This window comes from Streptomyces sp. NPDC005017 (assembly GCF_042873115.1).
Taxonomy (GTDB): domain Bacteria; phylum Actinomycetota; class Actinomycetes; order Streptomycetales; family Streptomycetaceae; genus Streptomyces.
This window is the reverse complement of record NZ_JBIALD010000040.1, coordinates 40,055-47,168: the sequence shown is the minus strand read 5'-3', so window position 1 is coordinate 47,168 and position 7,114 is coordinate 40,055. Positions and strand designations below refer to the sequence as shown.

Sequence of the window (7,114 nt, the reverse complement as noted above, 5' to 3'; positions counted from 1 at the left end):
ATCCGGCGCTCCGCGCCGGATGCGCCGGGACTCCGTCCCGCCTGCCGGACCACTCCGTGATCCGGCGATCCGGCTGACGCCGGATCAAGCCGTACCGGCCTGCTCCGCAGTCCAGTACGGGAACTGACGCACGCTCCGCGCGCGTCAGTCGCTGGCCGTGAGGTGGGGGCGGCTCCCCCCGGGATCGGATGGTTTGAGACCAATGCCGTGAGCGGTCGGCCCTGCCACTTGTACGACTCCACTTTCGTTGCCGCTGAGCTGTGCGTCAAAACTGAGGTCTGGATGGATTCTGGGCATCTACTCAACCACATCGCTCTGCCAGACCCCAATCTCGCAACACCTCAAATCCACCCCTGGAAAACCCGACTGACCCCACATCAAAACGCCACAGAATGCAGGCTCATAACCACAATTCGCGTGCGTCGGGATACGGACCGAATCAAATATGAGACAGAGCGCACCACCATCCCAGATGACGGCCGATCACGCACCCACGGAACAGGGGAGCTTGGGCAGGTCGAGCTCGTCGTTCGGGGGGTGGGGTCGCAAGGGGCCCTCGATCTCGGCCCTGAGCTGGGCAGAGAGGGCGCGGCCCTCCTCGATGGCAATCCGGTCGAGCAGGGCCGCCTTGCGCTCGGCCAACCGGAGGCGGGCCTTGGGGTCCGGTTTTTCGAAGCCGAGCTGGCTCATGTTCCGGTACAGGTAGTTGAGGCCGTAGAAGACGCGATCACGCAGTACCGGTCTCTACTTCATCAAGGCCCGCGCGGGCCCGTGGCCTGCGACCGCCTCCCGGCCGCTCATGCCTTCGTCCCGCCGCATGGAGCCCTCACGACCCACGCCCCAACACCATGGCGGACCCAACGGGGACCGGTCCACCCTCCTCTAGCGCGCGTATAGAGCAGACCAACGTCGTCTTTCAGGTTCTTCGTCGACCGAGCAGTGGCACCCGATGCCTCCGGGCTTAACCCTTCCTGCAGGGCATTGCAGCATTTGTAATGAACTTCGCAGGTCAAACGGGCTGTGAGGGCATTTCATCCCCCATGATGTGATCGTTCCCCCCACCCCTCCCGCGAGGAGACACAGCCATGTCCGAGAGAACCGAGCCCGAGGTCGGCCCGATCATGATCGGCGACCCGCTCGATGCCCCCAGCTATCCGATCGACGTCCCCGGGCACGAGGTGTGGGACGACATCGGCAAGGGTTTCGCCTGGGTCTTCCACGCTGGCGACGACCGCCGTCTCACCCGGCCGGTGATCATCGCCGACGGCTTCAACCCCGGCAAGAGCGATCTCGCCAAGCTCTACCAGTTCCTGGACGGCGAGGACTATCCCTTCCTCACCGAACTCCGCCGAAGCGGCCGGGACGTGATCCTGCTCGGCTTCGACGACCGCACCGCGTCCATCCTGGAGAACTCCAAGGTGGCCGAGGCCACCATCCGCAAGGCCATCCAGCTGCGCGAGGGCTCCGAGCGGCTGATCGTCGGCGGCTTCAGCATGGGCGGGCTGATCACCCGCTACACCCTCGCCCGGATGGAGACCGACTTCCACGAGGACGAGCACCAGACGGGCGCGTACTTCTCGTTCGACACCCCGCACCGCGGCGCGAGCATCCCTGTCGGCGTGCAGGCGTTCGCGTACCTGCTCCCGCCCGTGAACTTCAAACCCCACCCCTTCCGGCAGCAGATGAACAGCCCGGCCGCGCGGCAGATGCTGTGGCAGCACTACGACGAGGCGACCAGGAAGATCGGGGTGGCCCCCGAGCGCACCGCGTTGCTGAACGAGCTGGAGCGGGTCGGCCAGTGGCCGCGGATCCCGCGCAAGTTCGCCGTCGCCAACGGCCGCGGCGACGGCATCGGGCTGCCCGACGTCGGGCCCGGCGAGGTCGCGCTGCGACTCGACGTCCGCTACCCCGGCACCACCTTCTACACCCAGGCGCAGGGTGACGACGTGACGGTCGCCTACCTCTACCGGAAGTTCCCGGAGACCGAGCAGACCATCACGACCAACGGCTTCCCCGAGCTGGACGGCGCACCGGGCGGCACGCTCGCGACGTACGAGATCCTCGCCAACTCGATGATCGAGGCCGGCGGCGAGGCGGACCTGCGGCACAAGAAGGTGTGCTTCGTCCCGTCGGTCAGCGCGGTCGACATCTCGGACTTCGCCCGGCAGGAGGACCTGTACGCGAGGGTCGACGGCCTGGACCCGTCCCAGAGCGGCCTGGACGAGTACCTGTGCTCGTCCACGACGACCCCGCACACGCTTCCCACCGAGGAGCTGTGCACCTGGCTGCTGGAACGGCTCCCAGGCTGACCTCTGGCCCGCACCCGGAACAACGGACGCCGCCCCTCCCCCACATCGACGGGGTGAGGCGGCGTCCGCAACGGCAGAGGACCCCGGTGATCACTCTCGCCGGGGTCCTCTGCCGTTCATGATCAATCTCACCGATAACCGCTGTACCGATGTTCCTACCGACGCCAATTGCATCGGACGCGAATAGGCGACACCCGCCCTGGATGCTGGCTGGACACCGATCTGAGCGACCCGGGCGGCGTGGACCGCCGCGAAGGCAAGGATGAGCCGCGTCGCCGGGGTGGTGGCCGCCGCGACGGAGCGGTCGACCTGCTCTGGGACCAGCGGTTGCAGCACGGCGTGCTCGTATTGCCCGGCCCTGATCCGGCTGGTGGGGTTGCGGAAGATCAGTCCGTTCCGCTTGGCCCAGGTGAACAGCGAGCGCAGAGCGACGAGTTGGTCGTGGCGCTGGTGGCCGTGGAGTGTCTTGATGTAGGCGAGGACGTCGTCGCGGGTCACCTCCCGCAGTTGGTCGTAGGGGTTCGACCATTTCAGCAGGGCCGGGCGGACCCGGTTGAGGTACAGCCAGACCGTGCCTTCCCGTCGCGGGAGGCTGCGGGGGCCGCCGTCGCGCAGGACGCGGGTCCAGCGCTCGGCCTCCGAGCGGATGCCGGGCGCGAGACCCTCCAGCCTCTCGGCGAGCCAGCGTTCGGAGGAGGGTTCGCTGTCGTCCTCGAAGATCCCCATCTTGTCCAGGACCGTGACGACTTCGCCCATGACCTGCCGCTGCTGGTCGAGAGTCGGTAGCCGGCCTCGCACGTCACCGCCGGCCGCCCCGTCGGTCAGCCGCACCCCAATGGAAACAATACAGAATTCCCTGAATTCAGGAAGCCTTGTATTGTCGTTGGTGTGCTGACTGTTGCCTCCGACATCGAGGTGCTGGCCCGGTTCGGCCGCGCGCTCGCCGACCCGATCCGCTGCCGCATCCTGCTCGCCCTGCGCGACGCCCCCGCCTACCCCGCCGACCTCGCCGACGCCCTCGGCGTCTCCCGTACCCGGCTCTCGAACCACCTCGCCTGCCTGCGCGACTGCGGCCTAGTCGTCACCGTCCCCGACGGCCGCCGCACCCGCTACGAACTCGCCGACGACCGCCTCGGCCACGCGCTGGACGACCTGCGCACCGCCGTGGTGGCCGTGGAGACCGACCGGACCTGCGTCGACGCCGGCGAGAAGGGGTGCTGCTGACCATGACCGCGGAGATATCCATATCCCTCGGCCCCTCCCCGGCCCGGCGCGATGCACTCGCCAAACGCATACGCCTGCTGGTCGCCGTGACCATCACCTACAACGTCATCGAGGCGATCGTCGCCATCACCGCCGGCACAATCGCCTCCTCCACGGCCCTGATCGGCTTCGGCCTGGACTCGGTCATCGAAGTGTCCTCCGCCGCGGCTGTGGCATGGCAGTTCTCCGCCCGCGAGCACGCCGTGCGCGAGGCCCGCGAACAGCGCACCCTGCGGATCATCGCGGTGTCCTTCTTCGCGCTCGCCGCGTACGTCACTTTCGACGCCGTCCGCGCCCTGACCGGCACCGGCGAGGCCGAGCGGTCCATCCCCGGCATCGTGATCGCCTCGCTATCTCTGGCCGTGATGCCGTTCCTGTCGGCCGCCCAGCGCAAGGCCGGCCGCGAGCTCGGCTCCGCCAGCGCGGTCGCCGACTCCAAGCAGACCCTCCTGTGCACGTACCTGTCCGCCGTCCTCTTGGTGGGCCTGGTGCTCAACGCCACGCTCGGCTGGTCCTGGGCCGACCCGATCGCCGCGCTCGTCATCGCGGCCATCGCGGTCAAGGAGGGCCGCGACGCCTGGCAGGGCAAGGGCTGCTGCGCGCCCACGGCCGCAAGCGTGCCGTCCGCCGGCGCCGAGGCGGACGCGTGCGGCTGCAGCCCCGGCTGCGACTGCTGCTGACCTCACCACCCCGCGAGGCGTTGAGGACCAGACCGAGGGCGGCGAGCTGGTCCTCCTGGCCTTCTCGGTATGCCTGGCGAATCTGGCCCCGGCCGCCGCGGCAGATCGCGCGGGTGAGCCGGTGGCGGGACTCCAAGTCCCTGCCCAACCTGCGCCTGGCCGACGAGCCCGCCTACCGCCGCCAGATCAAGGCCCAGGCCAACCTGCAGGAAGGGCGCCACTCCCTGGCCGAACGCGATCGTGCTGTTCAGCACCCGCTACATGGAGGCCGCCTTCACCCAGCTGCGCGCCGACGGCTTCGAAGTCCGCGACGAGGACGTCGCCCGCCTGTCACCGCTCAAGAACCGGCACATCAACTTCCTCGGCCCGTATTCCTCCCAGCTCCCCGACTTTCCCGGCGGACTGAGCCCCCTTGCGCGACAGGCAGGCCAGCGACAGCGAGTGACAGAGCCCGGCCCGGGGAGAGTCGCACCGCGCCTCCCCCAGGCCGGGCTCGCTGAGCCGGTGGATCGGGGCTCAGTACACCGTTCCGTCGGCGCGCTGGCCGGGCGAGCGGGACAGCGAGCTGATGGTGTTGTGCTTGACCCAGCCGCCGGTCGCCGAGCCGTCGGGGCTTCGGTTGACGGACACCCCGTCGGAGTTCGCCTGGCTCGAGGTGTAGCTCATCGACTGGACCGTCGCTCCGGCCGAATCCCGCAGGATGACCTGGTCACCACTGTTGGACAGGTTGAGGCCGCCGGTGCCGGCCGCCACCGCCGCGATGCCGCCGGGGATCGCGGAGCCCGCGCCGAACACGGTGATCGCCTTGCCGGGCTGCAGTGTCGTACCGGCCGCGAACGTGTGCCGCACTGCCGAGGCGTCCCGGACGGTCCAGCCGGCGATGCTGATCGCCGTGCCGCCGGTGTTCACGATCTCGATGGCCTCGCCGTCTGTGCTGCTGCCCGGTTCGTTGGCCAGCACCTCGTTGATGATGATGTCGGCGGGTCCGCCGCCACCGCCGGTGGTGACGGTGACGTTCTGGGTCGTGGTGTGGGTGGCCCCGCCGTTGTCCGTCACGGTCAGCGAGACCGGGTAGGTTCCGGCCGACGCGTAGGTCACGTTCGGGTTCGTCGCCGTCGAGGTCTGGCCGTTGCCGAAGTCCCAGCCACGGCTCACGACGCTGCCGTCAGGGTCGGTGCTGGCGTCGGTGAAGGTGCAGTTGAGAGAGGTGCAGGAGTGCGTGTACGACGCCGTGGGCTGCTGGTTCGCGCCGCCACCGCCGATGGTGAAGTTGTAGCGGGCCAGGACCGGGTAGTGGTCGCTCGTCGTCGTCGCGTAGTTCGGGACGTAGGCCTGGGGCTGGAAGGCGGTCGCCGAGCCGGCGACGTACTTCGCCTGCACCTCGTTGGTGGTGAGCTGGTGGTCGATGAAGTCCGGGTAGCCCGTCGTCGACGCCACGCCCGCCAGTGACAGGGCCCGCGTCGGGAACGTGTAGCGCGCCGGGTCGTTCACGAAGTTGGCGTAGGGCGAAGCCTTCTGGGGTGTGATGGAGGTGTCGACGTCGTCGTTCCAGTCACCGACGACGAAGACGTTCTGTGTGGGGTAGGTCGTGTCGAGGTAGGACTTGAGGGCCTGCGACGCGGGGTTGCGCAGGTTCCACGCGTCCTGGGTGGACCCGGCCTTCGCGTGCAGGACGATGAAGACGAGGTCGCGGGTGACACCGTCGAACGTGCCGCGCAGCGTGAACTCCACCGGCGGGCGCCCGGCGAAGTTGCTGTTCTGGCCGGTCAGGATGACCTTCGCGCTCACCAGGGTGGCCATGCTGGAGCGCCAGACGAGGGCGACCTTCTGCTCGGTGTCGCCGAAGTCCGAGTAGTACTGCGCACCGTTCGTCACGACCGGGTCGTTGGCCACGACCCCGGTGTACCCGGGCATGCCGGCCACGAGTGTGTCGAACGCCGATCTGCTGACGACCTCGGAGAGGCCCCACACGTCCATGTCGGCGCCCGCCATGACGTCGCGGACGTTCTGCTGCTGGAGCGCCTCGTCGGTCGGGCCGAAGTCCGGTGCACCGAGCCACTCGACGTTCCAGTTGCCTACGTCGAGCTGTGTGGGCGATCCCTGCGACGGAACCGAGGCGGCGGCACTCGCCGCGGGGGCGGTGGTGAGCGTTGCCAGCGTCAGGGCGGCGGCCAGGAAGGCGGCGCCGAGCACGGCGGTGCGGCGGGGACGTCTGGCAGGTATGTGACGAGGTGACATGAGGGTGCCTTTCGCGAGCGGTTGGGGACGGTTCGCGGAGCACCGCACCGGGTGTGTGGGGGACACGCCATGGCGGCAGGGCAGTTCTAGGCGGGCCGGGTTGCACGCGGGAGACCGGAAGGTTTCCGCCGCATGTCACTTCTACGCGCGTTGCGCAGTGTGCACCGGGTACCGGGCGCCGCGCCATACCTCGCACAGGCCCAATCTGCCGAGCCGCATCCCCGAGGCCCACAGCCGCCCCGCTCCGCGCCCGGCCACGGCTTGACCCACGTCGCATCCGCAGGGCGGAAGGAGGACGGGCGCCGTTGGGTCGGGCAAGGACCACTAGCGTGGACCCGGCGGCTCCGATGGAGTGAATCCGCCCGCACTCCCCAGCCGTCGAGCCTGACCGATGCCCGGGCCAGCAGGCGGACCTTCATGCACCCCACGGTGCCCCTATTCTCTTCCCGGCCCGTCCGGCCGGCAGCCCACCAATTTCTAGGGGTTGACCTGCAAGGACGCGGGAACGCGCTGGAGGGCTGCGCAACCTCTACCGCGACATCCGGGCACGGCGTGCCCGGTGCGCGAGGCCCCGCCGAGCGCGGCACAGGAAAACGCCGGCCGATCCCCCGAAGCGCTCCCCAC

At 69.1% G+C, this 7,114-nt stretch carries 6 protein-coding genes and 2 pseudogenes; 4 read left to right on the top strand and 4 right to left on the bottom strand.

The window, feature by feature from the left end; genetic code table 11:
• Positions 1-483: 483 nt before the first annotated feature.
• The gene (locus ACFYR0_RS35920; protein ID WP_389337955.1) at positions 484-690 is read right to left on the bottom strand and encodes a hypothetical protein; all 207 of its coding nucleotides are present in this window, start codon (positions 688-690) and stop codon (positions 484-486) included.
• A 395-nt stretch (positions 691-1,085) separates the two neighbouring features.
• On the opposite strand from ACFYR0_RS35920, the gene ACFYR0_RS35915 reads away from it, so the two are divergent.
• The gene (locus tag ACFYR0_RS35915) at positions 1,086-2,309 is read left to right on the top strand and encodes an esterase/lipase family protein (RefSeq protein WP_389337952.1); all 1,224 of its coding nucleotides are present in this window, start codon (positions 1,086-1,088) and stop codon (positions 2,307-2,309) included.
• A gap of 90 nt (positions 2,310-2,399) precedes the next feature.
• Here the strand turns inward: ACFYR0_RS35915 and ACFYR0_RS35910 are convergent, their stop codons facing one another.
• Positions 2,400-3,065, bottom strand: coding sequence for a hypothetical protein (locus ACFYR0_RS35910; protein WP_389337949.1), 666 nt, complete (start codon positions 3,063-3,065; stop codon positions 2,400-2,402).
• Between the two features lie 132 nt (positions 3,066-3,197).
• On the opposite strand from ACFYR0_RS35910, the gene ACFYR0_RS35905 reads away from it, so the two are divergent.
• Complete coding sequence (locus ACFYR0_RS35905; protein ID WP_389337946.1) at positions 3,198-3,533, top strand: ArsR/SmtB family transcription factor; 336 nt, start codon at positions 3,198-3,200, stop codon at positions 3,531-3,533.
• Positions 3,534-3,535: 2 nt separating this feature from the next.
• On the top strand, positions 3,536-4,252 hold the full coding sequence (locus tag ACFYR0_RS35900; RefSeq protein ID WP_389337943.1) for a cation transporter: 717 nt from the start codon (positions 3,536-3,538) through the stop codon (positions 4,250-4,252).
• 16 nt (positions 4,253-4,268) lie between these two features.
• Here ACFYR0_RS35900 and ACFYR0_RS35895 read toward each other — a convergent pair.
• A pseudogene (locus ACFYR0_RS35895) lies at positions 4,269-4,385 on the bottom strand (Tn3 family transposase); the annotation flags it as partial.
• Between ACFYR0_RS35895 and ACFYR0_RS35890 the strand changes: the two are divergent.
• Positions 4,378-4,666 (top strand): annotated as a pseudogene (locus tag ACFYR0_RS35890) (Tn3 family transposase); the annotation flags it as partial. The pseudogenes ACFYR0_RS35895 and ACFYR0_RS35890 sit on opposite strands and share 8 nt — an antisense overlap.
• A gap of 102 nt (positions 4,667-4,768) precedes the next feature.
• Here ACFYR0_RS35890 and ACFYR0_RS35885 read toward each other — a convergent pair.
• Entirely contained in the window at positions 4,769-6,490 is a 1,722-nt protein-coding gene (locus ACFYR0_RS35885; RefSeq protein WP_389337940.1) for a lamin tail domain-containing protein, read from the bottom strand.
• Positions 6,491-7,114 lie beyond the last annotated feature (624 nt).

Coding starts and splice junctions, on each gene's coding strand:
- ACFYR0_RS35900 (WP_389337943.1), top strand. CDS start 3,536: ATGACCGCGGAGATATCCATATCCCTCGGCCCCTCCCCGGCCCGGCGC.
- ACFYR0_RS35915 (WP_389337952.1), top strand. CDS start 1,086: ATGTCCGAGAGAACCGAGCCCGAGGTCGGCCCGATCATGATCGGCGAC.
- ACFYR0_RS35910 (WP_389337949.1), bottom strand. CDS start 3,065: ATGGGCGAAGTCGTCACGGTCCTGGACAAGATGGGGATCTTCGAGGAC.
- ACFYR0_RS35920 (WP_389337955.1), bottom strand. CDS start 690: ATGAGCCAGCTCGGCTTCGAAAAACCGGACCCCAAGGCCCGCCTCCGG.
- ACFYR0_RS35885 (WP_389337940.1), bottom strand. CDS start 6,490: ATGTCACCTCGTCACATACCTGCCAGACGTCCCCGCCGCACCGCCGTG.